At 48.6% G+C, this 17,022-nt stretch carries 16 protein-coding genes and 2 tRNA genes; 10 read left to right on the top strand and 8 right to left on the bottom strand.

The features are described 5' to 3' along the window. Nucleotides 1-99: 99 nt before the first annotated feature. The 4 genes from ACFSW8_RS00820 (at nucleotide 100) to ACFSW8_RS00805 (ending at nucleotide 4,069) form a co-directional block, all read left to right on the top strand. Nucleotides 100-1,044 (top strand): homoserine kinase, encoded by a 945-nt coding sequence (locus ACFSW8_RS00820; RefSeq protein ID WP_377091202.1) that lies wholly within the window; start codon nucleotides 100-102, stop codon nucleotides 1,042-1,044. A 27-nt stretch (nucleotides 1,045-1,071) separates the two neighbouring features. Continuing rightward, nucleotides 1,072-2,361, top strand: coding sequence for a threonine synthase (gene thrC, locus ACFSW8_RS00815; RefSeq protein ID WP_377091203.1), 1,290 nt, complete (start codon nucleotides 1,072-1,074; stop codon nucleotides 2,359-2,361). Nucleotides 2,362-2,543: 182 nt separating this feature from the next. After that, entirely contained in the window at nucleotides 2,544-3,557 is a 1,014-nt protein-coding gene (galE, locus tag ACFSW8_RS00810; protein ID WP_377091205.1) for a UDP-glucose 4-epimerase GalE, read from the top strand. A 92-nt stretch (nucleotides 3,558-3,649) separates the two neighbouring features. Further along, nucleotides 3,650-4,069 (top strand): type II secretion system protein, encoded by a 420-nt coding sequence (locus ACFSW8_RS00805; protein ID WP_377177206.1) that lies wholly within the window; start codon nucleotides 3,650-3,652, stop codon nucleotides 4,067-4,069. 22 nt (nucleotides 4,070-4,091) lie between these two features. Here the strand turns inward: ACFSW8_RS00805 and ACFSW8_RS00800 are convergent, their stop codons facing one another. The 5 genes from ACFSW8_RS00800 to rpsO all read right to left on the bottom strand — a co-directional run bounded on the left by ACFSW8_RS00800 (nucleotide 4,092) and on the right by rpsO (nucleotide 8,670). Further along, nucleotides 4,092-5,231: a phosphotransferase enzyme family protein gene (locus tag ACFSW8_RS00800; RefSeq protein WP_377177204.1), complete on the bottom strand. Its 1,140-nt coding sequence runs from the start codon at nucleotides 5,229-5,231 to the stop codon at nucleotides 4,092-4,094. A 120-nt stretch (nucleotides 5,232-5,351) separates the two neighbouring features. After that, nucleotides 5,352-5,426 (bottom strand) — tRNA-Gly (locus ACFSW8_RS00795). 48 nt (nucleotides 5,427-5,474) lie between these two features. Next, nucleotides 5,475-5,549: transfer RNA gene (locus tag ACFSW8_RS00790), tRNA-Gly, on the bottom strand. Nucleotides 5,550-5,969: 420 nt separating this feature from the next. Further along, nucleotides 5,970-8,120: a polyribonucleotide nucleotidyltransferase gene (locus ACFSW8_RS00785; RefSeq protein WP_377091210.1), complete on the bottom strand. Its 2,151-nt coding sequence runs from the start codon at nucleotides 8,118-8,120 to the stop codon at nucleotides 5,970-5,972. Between the two features lie 292 nt (nucleotides 8,121-8,412). Further along, nucleotides 8,413-8,670, bottom strand: coding sequence for a 30S ribosomal protein S15 (gene rpsO, locus ACFSW8_RS00780; protein WP_377091212.1), 258 nt, complete (start codon nucleotides 8,668-8,670; stop codon nucleotides 8,413-8,415). A 193-nt stretch (nucleotides 8,671-8,863) separates the two neighbouring features. On the opposite strand from rpsO, the gene ndk reads away from it, so the two are divergent. Further along, complete coding sequence (gene ndk, locus ACFSW8_RS00775) at nucleotides 8,864-9,289, top strand: nucleoside-diphosphate kinase (RefSeq protein ID WP_377177202.1); 426 nt, start codon at nucleotides 8,864-8,866, stop codon at nucleotides 9,287-9,289. A gap of 248 nt (nucleotides 9,290-9,537) precedes the next feature. Here the strand turns inward: ndk and ACFSW8_RS00770 are convergent, their stop codons facing one another. The 3 genes from ACFSW8_RS00770 to ACFSW8_RS00760 are packed head-to-tail and all read right to left on the bottom strand — an operon-like array spanning nucleotide 9,538 to nucleotide 11,833. After that, nucleotides 9,538-10,413 (bottom strand): hypothetical protein, encoded by an 876-nt coding sequence (locus ACFSW8_RS00770; RefSeq protein WP_377177200.1) that lies wholly within the window; start codon nucleotides 10,411-10,413, stop codon nucleotides 9,538-9,540. Beyond that, nucleotides 10,413-11,180: a hypothetical protein gene (locus ACFSW8_RS00765; RefSeq protein ID WP_377177198.1), complete on the bottom strand. Its 768-nt coding sequence runs from the start codon at nucleotides 11,178-11,180 to the stop codon at nucleotides 10,413-10,415. The genes ACFSW8_RS00770 and ACFSW8_RS00765 overlap by 1 nt, the downstream gene beginning before the upstream one ends. After that, a complete protein-coding gene (locus ACFSW8_RS00760) occupies nucleotides 11,180-11,833 on the bottom strand; it encodes an ATP-binding cassette domain-containing protein (protein ID WP_377091220.1) in 654 nt (217 codons plus the stop codon). The genes ACFSW8_RS00765 and ACFSW8_RS00760 overlap by 1 nt, the downstream gene beginning before the upstream one ends. Before the next feature lie 276 nt (nucleotides 11,834-12,109). Between ACFSW8_RS00760 and ACFSW8_RS00755 the strand changes: the two genes are divergently transcribed. The 5 genes from ACFSW8_RS00755 to ACFSW8_RS00735 all read left to right on the top strand — a co-directional run bounded on the left by ACFSW8_RS00755 (nucleotide 12,110) and on the right by ACFSW8_RS00735 (nucleotide 16,958). Further along, nucleotides 12,110-13,360: a type IV pilus twitching motility protein PilT gene (locus ACFSW8_RS00755; RefSeq protein WP_377091222.1), complete on the top strand. Its 1,251-nt coding sequence runs from the start codon at nucleotides 12,110-12,112 to the stop codon at nucleotides 13,358-13,360. 52 nt (nucleotides 13,361-13,412) lie between these two features. Beyond that, the gene (locus tag ACFSW8_RS00750; RefSeq protein WP_377091223.1) at nucleotides 13,413-13,805 is read left to right on the top strand and encodes a type II secretion system protein; all 393 of its coding nucleotides are present in this window, start codon (nucleotides 13,413-13,415) and stop codon (nucleotides 13,803-13,805) included. A 105-nt stretch (nucleotides 13,806-13,910) separates the two neighbouring features. Beyond that, nucleotides 13,911-15,860, top strand: coding sequence for a hypothetical protein (locus ACFSW8_RS00745; protein ID WP_377091224.1), 1,950 nt, complete (start codon nucleotides 13,911-13,913; stop codon nucleotides 15,858-15,860). A 16-nt stretch (nucleotides 15,861-15,876) separates the two neighbouring features. Further along, entirely contained in the window at nucleotides 15,877-16,413 is a 537-nt protein-coding gene (locus tag ACFSW8_RS00740) for a hypothetical protein (protein ID WP_377091225.1), read from the top strand. Beyond that, nucleotides 16,395-16,958 carry a hypothetical protein gene (locus ACFSW8_RS00735; RefSeq protein WP_377091226.1) on the top strand — a complete coding sequence of 188 codons (564 nt, stop codon included), beginning with the start codon at nucleotides 16,395-16,397 and terminating at the stop codon, nucleotides 16,956-16,958. The genes ACFSW8_RS00740 and ACFSW8_RS00735 overlap by 19 nt, the downstream gene beginning before the upstream one ends. The last annotated feature ends 64 nt before the right edge of the window (nucleotides 16,959-17,022 follow it).

Genomic DNA, 17,022 nt, shown 5'->3' with positions numbered 1-17,022 from the left:
CGCAGCTTCCCCCTAAAAAAGAGATAGCACATTTTCCTCATTGCATGACTTAAATAGCACTAGGACACCTAGCCTATCTCTGCTAAGAGCTGCGGCACTATGGTAAAAGAAGAACCAAAAGAAGTCCGCGTATTCGCCCCAGCAACTGTTGCAAACGTTGCCTGTGGCTATGACGTCCTTGGTTTCGCCATCAACGCCCCTGGTGACGAAGTCGTAGTAAGACATTCTGATAAGCCTGGCCTTCGAATTACCAAGATTACGGGAGACAATGGGAAACTCCCCAAAACAGTAGAAGGCAACACGGCAGGTGTCGCAGCTCTCGACCTCCTTCGCCATCTCGGCATGACCGACCGCGGCATTGAAATGGAAATCCATAAAAAGATGCCCTTCGGCTCCGGCCTCGGTTCCTCAGCAGCTTCCGCTGTTGCTGGAGCATATGCTGTGAATAAACTGATTGGTGAACCACTATCAAAAAAACAACTCCTCCCCTTCGCTATGGCTGGAGAAGCGAGTGCGGATGGTGCTTATCACGCTGATAACGTGGGGCCCTCGCTACTCGGCGGTATCGTTTTCATTCGCTCCAATCAGGAATTAGATATCGCCCAAATCCCCGTCCCGAAGAACCTCTATGCGGCAGTCGTTCACCCAGATATCGAAATTCTTACCAAAGTCGCTCGAGAAATCCTCCCCAAAGACATCCCACTCGACAATGCTACCCAACAAATTGGTAACCTCGGCGGCCTCATTTGCGGCCTAATCCAGGAAGACTACGGCATGATCTCGCGCTCCATCCATGATGTGATCGCGGAACCTCGTCGCCAAAAACTCATCCCCGAGTTTTATGCAGCAAAACGTGCCGCAATCGCAAATGGAGCCCTGGGCTTCTCCATCTCAGGTGCCGGCCCCTCAGTCTTCGCTCTCTGTGAAGGACAAGATACTGCTAAAAAAGTCGCCGCCGCTGTCTCAAAGGTGTTCACTGACATAGGGCTCACCAACCAGCCCTATGTCTCCCCCATCAATGAACAAGGCGTCCACGTCATCTAGACGACTCCCATCTAACCATTTCTGTTCATGCAATTTTACTCAACCAACAATAAAGACCTTCGCGTCGATCTCAAAGAAGCGGTAGTCCGGTCACTCCCCGCCGATAATGGCCTCTACATGCCCGAAACCATAACGCCACTCCCCGAGACATTCTGGGAAACTTGGCGCGATATGCCACTCAATGAGCTTGGCTTCCATGTGGCCAAACAAATCCTCGGTGATAGTATCCCAGCCGATGCTCTCAAACAAATTGTCGATGAAGCCATCACCTTTGATGCCCCACTCGTCCCCCTCTCTCCTCAGCTGCAAATTTTAGAGCTATTCCATGGTCCAACCCTAGCCTTTAAAGACTTCGGTGCGCGCTTTATGGCACGCACTATGGCCTACCTCACCAAAGACGATGACAAAGAGCTCACCGTCCTCGTAGCAACATCTGGTGACACCGGGGGAGCTGTCGCTTCCGCATTTCATAATGTCGAAGGGACGCGCGTCATCATCCTCTACCCCAAAGGAGGAGTCTCAGACCTTCAAGAGAAACAACTCACGACTCTGGGTGGCAATATCACCGCCCTAGAAGTCGACGGCTCATTCGATGATTGCCAAGCCATGGTAAAAGCGAACTTTCTCGATAGGCAACTCATGGAAGAACACAACCTCACGAGTGCCAATTCCATCAATATCTCTCGCCTGATCCCTCAGGCATTTTACTACTTCCATGCCGCGCGCCAACTCCCAGAAGGAACTGAGCCCGTCTTCGTCATCCCAAGTGGTAACTTCGGCAACCTCACTGCTGGCCTGTTCGCCCAAAAACTGGGTCTCCCTGTACGCCATTGGGTCGCAGCCACGAACATAAACGACACAGTTCCGCGTTACCTTGCTGACGGCAACTACGCCCCTCTAGCTTCCACTCCTACCATTTCAAATGCGATGGACGTAGGCGCTCCTTCCAACTTCGCGCGTATGAAAAACCTCTTCGAAAATGACTGGGAATCCATGCGCGAAAATATCTCTGGGCTCGCATTCGACGATGATGAGACGCGACAAGCAATCCGTGCCGTCAAAGACCAAACTTCCTACACCATCGATCCACACGGTGCGGTCGGAGTACTCGCTGCTGAAGCCTGGCTGCAGGCCTCACCTGAAGATATCTGCATCGTTCTAGAAACTGCCCACCCATCAAAATTCCTGCCCACTATGGAACAAGAGCTCGGCTCAGGACCCGTAGAGGTGCCTGAACGCCTTGCTTGCCTCTCCTCATTGCCGAAAGTCGCACACGCTGTCAGCAACGATCCAAAGGAAATCCTTACATATCTATAGCCTCCATTGGAATCGACCAAAGTGCGCACTCAGAGATAAGCGCGCTCTTTCAATCCAGCACAGGATAAAGATCAGGCACAAAATAGTTAAAGCTCAGTCAGATTTGGCTGAGCTTTTCACTATACATTTCCCATCCAAGAAGGCATGCCTGTTCCAGATGCCCAGCATCACTCACTCTCATTATGAAAAAAATTCTTCTCACTGGCGGCGCGGGCTACATTGCCTCTCACACAAATGTCGAACTCCTAAAAGGTGACTACGAACTCGTCCTCATCGACAATTATTGTAATTCCTGCCACGAAGCCATCCGTCGAGTTGAAGAAATTAGTGGCCGCACAGTCACCTTCTATCAGGTCGACCTCATGGACCAAGACGCCCTCGATCAAGTCTTCACCCAAGAACCAGATATCGATTCCGTCATCCACTTTGCCGCTCTTAAAGCAGTGGGAGAATCCGTCGAAAAACCACTCGATTACTATAGCAACAACATCACTGGCTCCCTCAATCTCTATCAAATGATGAAAAAACATGGAGTCAGTAAAATAGTCTTCAGCTCATCAGCCACCGTCTACGGTGACCCAGATTCCATCCCCGTAAACGAGACCGCCGCCATTCGTGCCACGAACCCCTACGGTCACACCAAAGCTATGATGGAACAAATCCTCCTTGATACTGCTCAGGCTGAAAACTGGGACGTCGCTATTCTACGCTACTTTAACCCAGTCGGAGCCCACCACTCCGGCCGCATTGGTGAAGACCCTAGCTACCCCAACAACCTCCTCCCCTTTGTCAGCCAAGTTGCTGCGGGCATTCGTGAAAAAGTGACCGTCTTCGGTAACGACTGGCCAACCCCAGACGGTACCGGAGTCCGCGACTACATCCACGTCGTCGACCTTGCCCAAGCACACGTTAAATCCATCGAAAAACTCGCCCACTCCCCAGGGGTTCACATCTACAATATTGGAACAGGCCGTGGCTACTCAGTCCTCGAGATGATCACAGCCTTCGAAGCTGCTTGCGGTCATTCCGTCCCCTATGCAGTCGGCCCCAGACGCCCAGGCGATATCGCTGAAGTCACTGGCGACCCATCAAAAGCTGAAGCTGAACTCGGCTGGAAAGCCCAACTCGACCTCTCCTCCATGGTCGAATCAGCCTGGCAATGGCAGTCTCAAAACCCCAAAGGGTACAGTTCCTAGCCACAATCCACTGAGCACCAAATACAAAACAAACGTTTATCGTTGAACAACGCCACTTTTTAGGCTATAAGTGGCCAACCCCCCCAGTAAGCATGTCCCCCCATTTCCCCCGCACACCGCGTCGTGGCGTGACGCTCATTGAGCTCACCGTCGTTATCTCCATGATCATCAGCCTGATCTCAGCCTTATTCGTCAGCGCTAAATACTACAGAGAAGCTTCCGATCGATCTGCATGCATTGCTCAAATTTCACAGATACAAAAAGCGGTGCGCTCATACCAAAACCTCAATAACCTCACTACTGGTGATATCATAGAAGAGGCAGACTTCATTGGCCCAGACACCCCCTTTGAACAAGCCCTTCAATGTCCTTCCGACGGAGGTGAATACACCTACTTGTGGGAAGTACCAGCCTCTGGTGTGCCATTTGCATTTTGCGCTGAATACGATAGATCACAAGGCTCAGTTGATCCCACTTTGGATCACACTCCCGAGAATGGAGCTGCTTGGTAAGCCCATGATTAAATCAGACCTATTAGTTTATCGCGCGTGATACCCGCTTCACAAAATCGCGCATTTCTGGCTCATTCTGCTCGATACACTCAACAAGCCTGAGCTGAGTCCGGCAACGGTCTAAGTTGTGCTCGCCGTAATGCGTCTTAAAGTACACATCCCCCTCCAAATAATCCGTAAGGAAGCGTATGCCAGTCTCGAGGGTAATGACTTTCCCCCCCGTTACGAGATGCTCAATCTCAAGCGGTGTAAGGCAGTCACAACCATCTAAATAGCCTTCAGCTAATGCCTCAAACATAGGCATCCTCATTTCCACCTTGCTCAGATCAGTCTCATCTTCGGCTGCTGGACTAGTTGCTGTACGCACGAGGTCACCAAAATCATAGAGTGAGAGCCCTGGCATCACTGTGTCTAAATCAATCACACACACCGCCTCGTCAGTCTCCGCATCCATCATCACATTGTTCAATTTCGTGTCATTGTGCGTGATTCTAGCCGGTAACTTCCCTTCTTTCAGCAAATCCACCAATGTCGCACACAGTTCCGCACGCTCTCTTACAAATGCGATCTCTTTCTCAACTCCAGCTCTACGCCCCATCGGGTCATTCTCAACCACCTCCATCAGCCTCGCATAGCGTTTCGGCGTATGATGAAAGTCAGGAATTGTCTCTATGATATCCTCAGCCGGGATGTCCTCCACCAAATCCTGAAAAGACCCAAAGGCGCGTGCAGCCTGGTAGGCCTGACGCGTATTCTCCACAATGTCATACGTCTGACAGCCCTCAATAAAATTATAGCAACGCCAGATACCCCCGCCTTCTCCTCGCGCATAAAATCGTCCCCCACGAGCCGGATATAAGTTTAACGTCTGCCCACCTAAATCGCGTTTCACTCTCAACACCTTCCAATTGATGTGTCGCGTCACACATTCAACATTGTGCATCACAGCAAGAGGATCCTTGAAAACCTGCTCATTAATTCGCTGCAAAATATAGCGACGGATCTCGCCACTCTCGCGACGATAAGTCGCTAAGTACGTCGTATTAATATGACCTGAATTGATTTCATGCCCCTCCACAAAATCTCCCGCAATGGCAAATTCATGGCTTATTTCTTCAATTGTCGAATGGAGCTGGGAGTTCTGGGATTCTGGTGTATTCAAAGTCTGATAGCAGTTAGAATGAAGCTCCATTTCAGCCGCTATATCCGTGCGATGCAACTCAAATGCAGCCCTCACAAACAAAAAAACGAGCCACTTGGCTCGCTATCTCTACCTATCTGATGGAGCGGGTGATGAGATTCGAACTCACGACATCGACCTTGGCAAGGTCGCGCTCTACCACTGAGCTACACCCGCATTATCAGATTGTTGTTTTGCTGCTGGCGAACCACCTTCTTGAGAAAATGGAGCGGGTGATGAGATTCGAACTCACGACATCGACCTTGGCAAGGTCGCGCTCTACCACTGAGCTACACCCGCTTTGTCGCCTGCGGCGGCGGTTTTCTACACAATCCCCAGAACCACGCAAGCATTTTTTGACACATTTTTCCTACTAACACCCTCAAGTAATCTAGCAACAATCACTTCCAATAAATGCATTTTTTCTCTCACAAAGATTCTCGACGTGGAGAACCACGCCCACTAACGTTCCCGACATGAAATCTTGCCTCTTTATTCTAATTGCCGTGTTCATTTTGGCAGGTTTAGGCCTATCATTGGGTACCATTTTCTTTGTCAGCGCCGACACTAAAGTCCTAGAGGAACCAACTACTTCAGAACAAAACGCTGAATAAACCTCTTCTTTAACAAATTCACCCACAAAAATGGGCCACTGAGAAAACTCCTCAGTGGCCCATTGATTTGAGTCTTTGGCTGCTGTCGCGAGGTAAAACGTAAGAATTACGCTTCTACCGCTTCAGACTCCTCTGAACCTTCTGCAGCCTTCTTCGCATCACGTGCTGCTGCACGGAGAGACATCTTCACGCGTCCTTTGTCGTCGATTCCGATGCACTTCGCGGTGACTTCGTCACCAACAGATACAACGTCTTCAGTCTTCTCTACGCGGCCTTCTGCAAGCTCGGAGATGTGGATGAGCCCGTCCTTACCTGGAAGTACTTCCATGAAAGCTCCGAACTTTGTGCAGGAAACGATCTTACCTGTGTAAGTCTTACCCTGCTCAACTTCAGCGAACATCATTTCAACCATTTCCTTCGCACGGTTGAGAGCCTCGCCCTTAGATGCGTAGATGTGAACTGTGCCGTCATCTTCGATGTTGAGCTCAGCACCAGACTCAGCCTGGATCGCCTTGATGTTCTTACCACCAGGGCCAATGAGCATACCGATCTTGTCTGGGTCAATCTTGACGGACTCGATACGTGGAGCGTGCTCAGAGATAGACTTCGTTTCAGCGATTACGGAAAGCATCTTGTCGAGAACGAGCGCACGGCCGTCCTTCGCTTGGTAAATAGCTTCTTCGAGGATGCTAAGTGGGATGCCCGGAAGCTTGAGGTCAAGCTGGTAGGATGTCACACCGTCTGGAGTTCCACAGAGTTTGAAGTCCATGTCACCGTAGAAATCCTCAGAACCGATGATGTCGAGGAGACGCTCGTAGCGAACCATGTTCCCGTCTTCGTCGAAGTCAGTCACGAGACCAACAGAGATACCGGAAACAGGAGCCTTAAGTGGAACACCTGCACCGAGAAGGGACATGGTGCCCGCACAAACTGTCGCCATGGAGGAGGAACCATTAGATTCAAGAACCTCAGAAACAGTACGCACTGCGTATGGGAAGTCGTCTTCGTCAGGAATCACTGGTGCGATGGAACGCTCAGCGAGGTTACCGTGACCGATTTCACGACGGTTGAGACCACCGAAGCGGCCTGCTTCACCCACAGAGAATGGAGGGAAGCTGTAGTGAAGGATGAAGCGTTTGCTGTCTTCGCCACCTGCGTAGTTGTCGAAGTACTGGCGCTCATCTGCTGGAGCCAGTGTGGAAACCGCGAGAGCTTGTGTTTCACCACGCGCGAAAAGTGCAGAACCGTGAACGCGTGGAAGGAGACCTTCTTCCGCGAAAAGTGGGCGGAGATCTGCTGGAGTACGACCGTCAGCACGCTGACCTTTGTCGAGAATGGAGATGCGGAATGCCTTCTTCTGAAGGAATTCGAATGCTTGCTCGATTTCGAACTCAGTAGTTTCAGGGAAACGCTCAAGAATGGTTGCTTCAACTTCGTCGCGAAGTGCGCCAACTTTCTTAGCACGCTCAACCTTGGAGTCAGCATAGATAGCACCTTCGATACGGTCACCAGCTACTTCGTAAGCAATGTCGAGAAGGTCCTGCTTAGCTACAGAAACTTCGTACTCACGTGTTGGCTTACCAGCCACAGCCTTGAGCTCTTCCTGAGCTTCAACAAGCTTCTGCACGTTTTCCTGAGCAAAGCGAAGCGCCTTGATGAATTCCTCTTCAGGAATCTGGTCAGCACCACCTTCGATCATGATCACGTTTTCTTTGTCGCCAACGTAAACAAGGTCGAGGTCAGACTCTTCACGCTGCTCGAATGTTGGATTCACCACGAACTCACCATCGATACGTCCCACACGCACTGCACCGACTGGACGTGCGAATGGAATGTCAGAAACCACGAGTGCTGCGGAAGCACCGTTCATGGAAAGGATGTCAGCATCGTTGATGCCGTCAGCAGAAAGCATGAGCGCTACGATCTGAGTCTCGTAGAGGTAACCTTTCGGGAAAAGTGGGCGAAGCGGGCGGTCAGTCATGCGGCATGTGAGAATTTCCTTCTCAGTTGGACGACCTTCACGCTTGAAGTAGCCACCTGGGAAAACACCAGCGGCGAATGCGCGCTCTTTGTACTCAACAGAGAGCGGGAACCAGGACTGACCCGGCTTGATTTTTGTGAGGGAACATGCAGTCACAAGTACTGTTGTTTCACCTGATGTGACTACCACTGCGCCATCTGCGAGTTTAGCCATTTTACCAGTTTCAAAACTGATAGGGTTTGAGCCGACCTGGCTCGTTACTTTATGTGTATTCATTTTTCTTCTTTTCGTCACACGCAGCACCTTTTCTGAAGCGCTGCGCTTTTTTGTCTTCGAACTCAGCGGACCTTCCGCTCAGCTCAGGAAGGAAGTCAGATGACGTTCCATCATTCCTCCCAAAATTAACTGATTCGCACTTAACCACAAAGCTCACGAATGACACTCATCTTTTTGATAATAATGATACTCACGCCACTTGCTTTGCAAACATTCGTGAGATTGGTGTGATGCGTGGTGTGGGTATAAATAAGAAAGGCCACGGAGTGAGCCGTGACCTTTCAAAAGTAACTTAGCGGCGAAGACCAAGACCTTTAATAGCCTTCTGGTAACGCTCTTCTGAGTTTGCCTTAAGATAATCAAGAAGCTTACGACGGCGAGCCACCAAACGGAGAAGACCGCGACGGCTGGAAATGTCCTTCTTGTTCGCATTCATGTGATCCGTGAGGTGAAGAATACGTACAGTAAGAAGTGCAATCTGATAATCGGCACTACCGGTGTCACCTTCGTGAAGTTGGTAGTCTTTCGGGTTGATAGTAATATCGCTCATTTTGAATTAATGTGTTCAGGACCAGTCCTTCATGAACCAGACCTCCCTACTCGGGACGCGGACACTTAAGCCTGTATCCACTATAAAGCAAGCATTTTCAGTAAACTAGCCAACACATCTCCTGATTCCCCCCTCTAACCAACCCAGTGACAATTCTCTTGTCAGACTCCTACCAGTCCATTAATCCAAGCCCATGGCAACTGAAACCACTCTCATCCTTTTCAAACCAGATACCATTGAAAAGAACCTCTCCGGCACCGTCCTCCAGCGCTTCCTCGCGGAAAACCTCACCATTCGTGGCATCAAAATGATGACGCTCAGTGACGAACTCCTCGCTGAACACTACGCGCACGTTGCAGACAAGCCCTTCTTCCCCGAAATCGTCGCATTCATGCAAAAAACTCCCGTCATCGCTCTCGCCCTCGAAGGCGATAACGCGATTTCTCGCGTACGCGACCTTCTCGGCCCCACCAATTCTCAGGAAGCTCCAGCTGGCACACTCCGTGGCGACTTCGGCGAAACGATGATGATCAACGTCTGCCACGCCTCAGACAGCACCGAAACCGCTGCAGCTGAGCTCAAGCGCTTCTTCAATGAAGGTGAAATCTTCTCCTTCTAAAGCAAATCTACAAAAAAACGCGCGAGTCTAACACCGCGCGTTTTATGCACTTTCCATACCTCCCCCCTTTCCATACCTCCCCCTCCTCCCCCCTTTCCATACCTCCCCCTTAAGGGCCTCGCCCCCCCCCTATGAACCTAAAGAACTTGTAAATCGACCGCTAGAAGCAAGTTGTCCACCTTTGATGAGGAGTCATTTTTTACAATTTGTATAACGGTAGAGTTACAATCGAAAAGAATGCGAAATTATTACAAATTGTTAGCCTCCGCTGCGACTATCTTTTTTTTGTATTCTTTTAAATTATAACTAAACAACTTATAGCGTCCTTCTATTTCATAGGCCCGCTCTTCAGTCATTCCACTGAGCCTTCCCTCTTTGTAGGCAACATCCCAACTCTTTTCAAAAACTTTCACAAGGGATTCAAACCGATCATAATATGTTCGAATTTCATTAAATTTTGACAGCTCAATCCCCTCACTCTTCCAGATCATAACATTTTCTGCAGCCGAGGCAGCTGTTAAAGCTTTCTCAGGATTGGTGTAGTCTTTTGAACATTCATGTATGGTTCTCTCAGCCAGCGCGTACATTGCCTCCTTACGATCCCCTGCTATCATCGGTGAAGTCAGGTAAAAGTAGGTTAAGTTATTATAGTTCGCATAGTTTGTTGGATCCATCTCGTAGGCCAAGAGCGTGAGATCACGTACTTTCTTATCCTCGTAATCTAACACAGCTCTACCCCTCCCATATGGATTATTATCTTGTCTTATCTTTGACTCCATTCCAACCATATAGCGCTTGGCCCTCATGGGCCATGGTTGAGCCTCTTCCAGCCCGCCTGTATGCATACCATCTGAGTGACCAGTGGAACCGTGAGGCGGAGAAATGTGATTCCCATGTTCATCATGATGATGCCCATCCATGTGACTGTGATCTCTACCTCCATGATGGATCTGATCCACCGGATCTTGTAAAGCTAGCCCTACAATCGCACCATAAGGGCTATTCTTCAACCCCAATGGATTTAACTCTGTAGCACCAACAATGTGAGCCGCCCCCTTGTACCCCCTCACTATCAAAACAATAGCAGCCAAAACAAAAAACAATACCACTAAACAACGTTTCATCACTTCTGCTTACTTGAAAACAACACTAAACTGGTAGTTGAAATAAGAATAGCCCAACCACTCATATATTCAAATACTGCGAAAAACTCAGCATTATTTAAAGCCCCTTGCTTATGCACAAACCTATGGGTCAAGTCAGCTAAGTAATAATGAGGTAGCATCACATATATAATGTCAAGCATGATGAAGTCTTTGGCCACGACAACCTTTTCTAAGACAATCACACCATAAACCCCCACTAAGCCCCACCCCAACGAAAACACATAACCAACTGTCGTCCCCAAACGGCTAGCCAAAGCAATCGCAAACATGCTTAAAGGCCCTAAAACCAGTACCATAAGACATGAATGCTGCATGCTCAAGACTAACCAATGTCGCCCCTCTAAAGCATCTTGAGGCCTTGCCGCTAGAACACAAACCAATGCAGATATTAGCACCACTAACAACACTACAAGAAATACGCTCAGCCACAAACCAAGTAGTTGAGCTCCCTTACTAACCCCCTTGCTACTGAAATAGAGACCTAAACCACTTTTACTGTGATCCCCTCCAATCTTTGCAGATTGATACAACAACCAAAAAAAGCTCGATATCCACGCAAACTGCCATGCAGCTTGAGCCCTAGCAGGCTCAATAACAATATTGCTAATTTGGTGATTCGTCATTTCCGCCATTACAAATGGCACAAGCGCAGCCAATATGAGCACCAAAAAAACAACCTTTTCATACACCACCGTAATCAGTGATAATTTAAAAACCTTCTTCATTATAACAACCCTCCCTTCAGATCTCCCCATCTGTAGCCCTCACTCGAATCCATAGCCGTTATGCGCCCCTCTGATATCAATACAGCACTGCGAATTGACATACTATCGAAGTCTGGATGACAACTAACCAACCTACAGACCCCTGAATCACAACTCTCCCAATATTCCATAAAAGCTTCTCGTACATATGAATCCACACCAGTAAACGGCTCATCTAACAATAAAACATCCCCACTATCAGGATCGCACGAAAACTCAGCCATCAGCCAGCTAATCTTTCGCTTATTGCCAGTTGATAAACTACGGTAGGGCTTTTTTAAATCGAGCTCAATTCGATCAGCAAATCTGTAGCATTCCTCAAGCCTCTCTCTTTCCACCAGGGAACCAAGTATCACCCTGGCTGGCAGATGTGAATTGTATTCAATATCCTCTGGCACAAACTGCACTCGTCCAGAAACGGTAAATTCGCCTGCTTGTAACTTAAGTACCCTTGCCAGAGACCTCAACAAGGTTGTCTTCCCCCTGCCATTCCGTGCCAATAAATAATGCGTCCCTTCACCCAACTTTATTCCTTCAGCAACTTCAGCAATCACCGACCTCCCATATCCAATCTTAACATTCGAGGGGATCAATATACTACAAGTACTATCCATACAGAAAACTGATATTCACTCTAGACGAAATGACAAGCCTCATTTCACTCAAAAAAACAGGTGATGCGCCAACCTCAACAACAGCAAGAATATTCAATTTTAGTATTGCCATATGCTCACATCACCGATATCCACTTAACTAGTGATGCAATCCTCAACCATGCAATTGCATGGTGTTAGAATCCACACTTAGCACTTTTTTTACTTCACAACAACCCAACAATCCATCATAGTACATAATACCGCGAGCCCCCAACGCACTTTTCCTTAAACCCAATGGAAGCTGCAATCAACATACCCAGCCCTCCACCACTCCCTACCGAACACGGTTCACAAGCATTTAGTGAAACCATGTCAGGTGAAGAGCTTCTGAAGGTCATCTTTCAGACCTGTCAACAGAAAGGCGTATCTGATATTCAACTAAGGGCAAATCGCCCAATGTATATCGAAACGCATCACGGCATGGAGGCCCTACCCCACCTCGGCACACTAAGTGCCGACTCCATGCTAAAAATTTATGAGGCCCTCCTCAACAACAAAGAGGACGACTCTCACGGCTTTGGCGATGATGACGGTCAAACCGACCACATCAAAAAAGCCGTCCACGCATTCCAAGAAAAACGCGTCGACGACTTCTCATGCAGCGGCATTCAATATGGAGACCACGGCGAAATCTCAGGCCGCCTCCGTATTCAAACCCACTTGAGCGCCCCAGGCCTCGGCATCACCTGTCGTATCCTCAACGACTCCATCCCCGAACTCGAATCACTAGGCATTCTGCCTGACACCATCCAAGCCCTCAGACAAGCTGTCCTCAAGCGCGCAGGACTTTGCCTTGTCACAGGCCCTACAGGCTCAGGTAAATCTACCACACTAGCCTCACTCATTGATTGGGCTCGTAGACATCACCCTAAACATATTGTCACAATCGAGGATCCAGTCGAATACCAGTATCCTCACGACATGGATGACCCGGATGTCCCTGGCATGAAAACTCTCGCCCCATCCATTGTCACGCAACAAGAAGTCGGCCGAGATGTATCCTCCTACCGCCAAGGACTCAAGGACGTTCTTCGTAAAGCACCTCACATCATTCTACTTGGTGAGATCCGTGACAGGGAAGCCATGGACACATGCTTAGAAGCAGCCCAAACAGGACACCTAGTTCTTTCAACACTGCATACCACTGGCGCTGTTAAGACCATGGGCCGTATACTTGAAATGTACCCTAAGGATAAACACGCCTCCATCCTCAACCGACTGGGTGAAATCATGATATTCATCCACTCCCAAGGCCTCCTCACCGGTGTGCACGGCAGAGTACTCACCTACGAATTTCTTAACAACAACGATGATTCCGTCGGTGCAGCCATTGCAGCATACGACCGCGGTGCCAGCTCACTTGAAGACGCCATCCGTAGATCAGGAAACGTCCAGTGGGACAACAACCTCCTGAGACTTTATCAACAAGGACTCATATCAAAAGACGCTTTTGAAAATGCTAAATTAGCCAAATCTGATGACTAATCCACGCATTCTCAAATCCCCCATACATAAACAAAACAAACAAATACATACCATGAAAATGAACAAAAACATCAAGCACGCTCCAAAGGGTGTCACCCTTATTGAGCTCACAGTGGTTATTGCCATTATCCTTGTACTCATCTCCGTACTCTTTGTCGGAGCTACATACTACAAAACCAACGCAGACAAAGCAGCTTGCGTAGTCAACATCTCAAACCTACACAAGGCAATGCGTTCTGTCCAAAACGTCAGCAGCCTCGCTGTTGGAGATGCTGTCACCTTCACAGGAGGTAACACTCCAATCCCAGCTGTTCCGACCTGCCCTGGTGACGGCTCAGCATACAACATTTCAGCCACTGTTACAGCAACCGGCACCCCCGGCGCAACATGCGGCAGCGCTACTTTTAGCGCTGACCACGTACCAGCAACCACAGCCGGCTGGTAAATTATTCAATTTCTAGATCACTAGACTTCATCCCCACCTCCCCTAACAATGAGGTGGGGATTTTTGTTACCTCTAACACCATATTTATTAATTTAGAGACCACCCATGACACTGCACCAACCTGACGCCCTCAGCCTCCCCAAACGTTTTGGGCAAGCTAAAGAAATCCTTAAGACCACGAGCCGCGCTAACAACCCAAACTGGTACACAGACGCCCTAGGGATCAATATCCAATTGCACATTTTCGTTGGCAGTGACACTGGAGCCATCTCCTACATCAGAAACATGGAGTCAGGTGCCTGGGCTAAAGGCCCTAACATCTCACCTGAAATGGAGGAAGACCCCTCCCTACTCAAGCCAGTACTAGATGGAATTGTTAAAGAATACCTCGAAGACACCAGCAAACCAGGCCTCGGAGTCATCCTTTACGTTGCCGACGAATTCGCCACTGCCGAGCTCGGACCTGAACACCAAAATCCAGCTGAAATAGAGGAACTCCGCCACCTCATCAAAGAAAATCCAAGTTCCATCCTAGAGGACCGCTCAATATCGAACCAATCCCACTCCTGGCGCCTATTCCCATACCCGGGCGCCGCAAGCGACCAACCATTCGCTACCGCCATCGCATTCACTCGCCGCCATGAACAACTCATGCAAGAGTTTAGGGATTACGGCAATTTAAAGGACTTACCCGTTCGCACAAGAGCCATCAGTGCCCCACTCTGCGCCATTTCAGCACTTCCTTGGCTACTCGAGCAAAAACCTGAAAACGGTTTCGTTGCAACCTACCATTACCCTCGCTTTACGGTACTGAGTTTCTTTAACGTCCACGGAGACCTAATTCTAATTAGAACACTGCAACATCATGGCAACATCCCCTTTTCCCCCCAAACAGCCAGCGCCATACTCACAACTTCAGCCTCACTGGAATTAGAAAACCCGCATATCTTCATTATTCCTATGGCCGGTGCAGCCCCCATGGGAATGAGCGATTCACTCGCAAGTATGCTACCTAACTCTCAGGTCATCACACTAAGCCCCACAAGCTCAGCACTCCACATCCCTACCGCTCCCAGCGCAGCCTCCAACCAGAACGATCTTGGAGTCACTCGCCCATGGAAATGGTCTGACCTCACAGCACAAACTGCCGTTGAATCCGAACCCACTCAAGCGGCCGCGCCCGAAGCTGAAACGGCAATCCCTGGTGTAACTCGCCCTTGGAAACTCCAAGACATGGAAGCTGTCGCTATGCTAGCTCAGGTAAGACTTGAAGTAGTTTCCACAACCAACCCACCATCCGCTAGCAACTCAATCCTAGCCGAAAGCCATACCTTCAAGACTCTCGTCGAAGAAATGTGGCCTATCCAAGATTTCCTCCCCCCCTCAGAAGCAGAAACAAATCAATACCCTGATCAACTTGAGATGAAATTACTCAAGTGGAGCAAATACATCAAAATTGCAGCTGCTGCGATCGTTGTAGGTATTGGCTGCAAGATCAGCATCAACCTCGTATCAGCAATGAACGATCCAGCGTGGGGATATCAGGCCTCAAACCCTGAGTTTACCATCATGCAACTCAAGGCGAAAGATAACGAATACAAGAGAATCGACAACCTCCTCAGTGATCGCTCCAGAGCTTGGAGCAATTTCGAACTCCTCTCTCGTCTCTTCCCAGTAGAACAAAACACCAAAGTCGATGACTTCGAATATTCAGTCAGCGTCAATGGCTCTAATGCAACCAATAACCGCATCCCTCTAGTAAGAGAGTGGACCATCTCTGGTTCCACTGACTTCAAAGGACGTGAATACCTCAACGAACTAGGCTCCTCTGACGGAATCAAGAAAGCCTTCAATGATGTCTACCTCGGCACCTTCGATGAATCCTTCAACGTAGCAGAAGACAAGCGCCCCCCGCGAGCAAACATCAAAACCAAAATGGCCAGCTCCGCCAGACGCAGAGGCTCTGCCGAGGAGGTTCTACCATTCACCTTTACCATGACTATCACCCAGAGACTGGATGATAAAGACCCCTTAACTCTCCCACTAAAAAAATAAGACTCACGCAAATCACATGAAGAGAAATTATATACAATCGATTTGCGTTTTTGCAATCATCCTCCCGGTTCTTGCCGCAACACTCTGTATCCTTGTCATATCATTTACGGGTAGCAGCTTGCTAGGCAGCTTCAAAAAAGAACAACAACTATACGAAAGTGAGTCATCACAAAACCTTGTCCTCGATAAACTACTCAAAGGCAGCCAATCAAAAAAGGCCACACTAGATCAGTGGAATAAACTTCTCGTTGGTGACAGCTTCACTCGCGTTAACAAAGAGTTAAGAGAGGCCATCAATAAGCACAATTCAACAAAAACTTTACAACTCATCGAGCAAAATAGAGCACAACGTCCCAACTTCCCCGTAGATTCAGGCAGGTCGGCATGTAACTTTGTCTTGGAAGGAACCTTCAAAGAATTGCAACATTGCGCCACCGAGCTCGAATGCACACTTCCGAATCTCATGGTGAATCAAATGTCAATTAGACCCCAATCTTCTGGCAACCTTCTAGAACTCGAACTGAAATATACGATATGGGAAAATGTACAATAATCTGGACCTCATCACTCATCATCGGTCTCTCCCTCCCCGCCGCTAACGCTGATGACAAAAAATCTGCCCGATTCCACATGGATAACACTGATGACTTCATCAGTGAAAAAACCTCAGTCTTTACCATCAATAAGAGAGAGTTTGACCCGTTTGGTAAACCCATTGACCCCCATCGCAAAATTGCACCCAAACCCAAAACCTCAGAAGTCAAAAAAGCTCCACCCAAAACAACCAAAAAGGAACAGCAGATCCTCATTGAAAAAGAAATCGCAAAGTTAGGCGAAAACATCAATGTCCTAGGAAGACGCTTCATCCACGGTAATAGTACCTACCAACGCAACGACGAAATCAATGTCATCGTCAAAGAAAAAACATTCCCACTGAAAATCCTCATGATCTCTAGCAAACGTGTCATGTTTAAAGACCTCACCAATAACAATGTCTTCACCCTCAACCTTGGAATCGGTGGTGCCACTATCCAGGGTAACGACGATAGACCAGATATCGGCACAGGCCCTAACAAAGACATCGATCTAGATAATTAATCTCCCAATAATGTCCTTGCTTACTAACAATATTTCTGTTCAAGATAATCAATCTCCCACCACA

Source organism: Rubritalea tangerina, assembly GCF_042683245.1.
Lineage (GTDB): Bacteria > Verrucomicrobiota > Verrucomicrobiia > Verrucomicrobiales > Akkermansiaceae > Rubritalea > Rubritalea tangerina.
Note: the sequence above shows the minus strand (reverse complement) of the source record. Positions and strands in the feature narration are given on the sequence as shown.

Excerpts from the sequence above, each read along its gene's own strand:
- ACFSW8_RS00755 (WP_377091222.1), top strand. The coding sequence starts at position 12,110 with ATGGAAGCTGCAATCAACATACCCAGCCCTCCACCACTCCCTACCGAA.
- thrC (WP_377091203.1), top strand. The coding sequence starts at position 1,072 with ATGCAATTTTACTCAACCAACAATAAAGACCTTCGCGTCGATCTCAAA.
- ndk (WP_377177202.1), top strand. The coding sequence starts at position 8,864 with ATGGCAACTGAAACCACTCTCATCCTTTTCAAACCAGATACCATTGAA.
- ACFSW8_RS00805 (WP_377177206.1), top strand. The coding sequence starts at position 3,650 with ATGTCCCCCCATTTCCCCCGCACACCGCGTCGTGGCGTGACGCTCATT.
- ACFSW8_RS00740 (WP_377091225.1), top strand. The coding sequence starts at position 15,877 with ATGAAGAGAAATTATATACAATCGATTTGCGTTTTTGCAATCATCCTC.
- ACFSW8_RS00785 (WP_377091210.1), bottom strand. The coding sequence starts at position 8,120 with ATGAATACACATAAAGTAACGAGCCAGGTCGGCTCAAACCCTATCAGT.
- ACFSW8_RS00750 (WP_377091223.1), top strand. The coding sequence starts at position 13,413 with ATGAAAATGAACAAAAACATCAAGCACGCTCCAAAGGGTGTCACCCTT.
- rpsO (WP_377091212.1), bottom strand. The coding sequence starts at position 8,670 with ATGAGCGATATTACTATCAACCCGAAAGACTACCAACTTCACGAAGGT.
- galE (WP_377091205.1), top strand. The coding sequence starts at position 2,544 with ATGAAAAAAATTCTTCTCACTGGCGGCGCGGGCTACATTGCCTCTCAC.
- ACFSW8_RS00765 (WP_377177198.1), bottom strand. The coding sequence starts at position 11,180 with ATGAAGAAGGTTTTTAAATTATCACTGATTACGGTGGTGTATGAAAAG.
- ACFSW8_RS00735 (WP_377091226.1), top strand. The coding sequence starts at position 16,395 with ATGGGAAAATGTACAATAATCTGGACCTCATCACTCATCATCGGTCTC.
- ACFSW8_RS00820 (WP_377091202.1), top strand. The coding sequence starts at position 100 with ATGGTAAAAGAAGAACCAAAAGAAGTCCGCGTATTCGCCCCAGCAACT.
- ACFSW8_RS00770 (WP_377177200.1), bottom strand. The coding sequence starts at position 10,413 with ATGAAACGTTGTTTAGTGGTATTGTTTTTTGTTTTGGCTGCTATTGTT.
- ACFSW8_RS00760 (WP_377091220.1), bottom strand. The coding sequence starts at position 11,833 with ATGGATAGTACTTGTAGTATATTGATCCCCTCGAATGTTAAGATTGGA.
- ACFSW8_RS00745 (WP_377091224.1), top strand. The coding sequence starts at position 13,911 with ATGACACTGCACCAACCTGACGCCCTCAGCCTCCCCAAACGTTTTGGG.